The organism is Streptomyces glaucescens, from assembly GCF_002154375.1.
GTDB classification, from domain to species: Bacteria; Actinomycetota; Actinomycetes; order Streptomycetales; family Streptomycetaceae; genus Streptomyces; species Streptomyces glaucescens.
This window is the reverse complement of sequence record NZ_MUND01001090.1, coordinates 1-753: the sequence shown is the minus strand read 5'-3', so window position 1 is coordinate 753 and position 753 is coordinate 1. Positions and strand designations below refer to the sequence as shown.

Here is a 753-nt window from a genome sequence, read left to right as displayed (position 1 = left end):
AGGTGAGCGCGCCCGGCTCGCGCGCTCACCATTTCGTTCGTTCGCCCGCTCCCGCGCCTGAAAGACGAGGCACATGCCCACCGCCTACGCGATCATCACCGTCATCGCCGTCCTGGCCAACGCCGGAATCGCCGTCGCGGACCTCTCGAAGGCCGGGTTCGTCCTCGCCAACTCGGCCGAGGTAGGTCTGCCGCGGACCTGGCTCCCGTGGCTCGCCGCACTCAAGGCGGCCGGAGCCGCGGGCCTCCTCCTCGGACTCACGGGTGTCCCGGTTGTCGGCCTGGCCGCAGCGACAGGACTCGTCCTGTTCTACATCGGCGCTGTCGCCGCACACATCCGTGCCCGCGTCCACCACAACATCGCTTTTCCCGGCGGCTACCTGACCCTGGCCCTCGCCTCCCTCACCCTCGCCGTGCTGCGATAGACGTCGAACTGCGGCGACCGCCATCGCAAGGCCTGCGCCCGCACGTCAACCGCCCTGATCCCAACCGCAGTTGAGGTTCTACGGTCGTTCGTGACAGGAGTGAACCCGGGTGACCCCGGTGTGCACGGGCCTGACGCCCGGGGCACGACAGGCGGACAGGGACTGTGTGTCGGCGTCGAGGCGGGCTCACGGCAGGTCGGCGAGGTCGCTCGGTGTTCGGCGTGGTCGCCGGGTGGTCAGCGCGGCCTCACCCAGCCCGGCCTCCAGGTCCCGGCCGCGTCGTGGCCGGCGGCCGTGGCGGCGAGGTGGGCGCGGAGAGCGGTCAGCGC

1 protein-coding gene is annotated in these 753 nt (G+C 71.4%); it reads left to right on the top strand.

Features of this window, described 5'->3' with window-relative positions; genetic code table 11:
• Nucleotides 1-73: 73 nt before the first annotated feature.
• Nucleotides 74-424 carry a DoxX family protein gene (locus CCN42_RS40800; RefSeq protein ID WP_086742082.1) on the top strand — a complete coding sequence of 117 codons (351 nt, stop codon included), beginning with the start codon at nucleotides 74-76 and terminating at the stop codon, nucleotides 422-424.
• Nucleotides 425-753 lie beyond the last annotated feature (329 nt).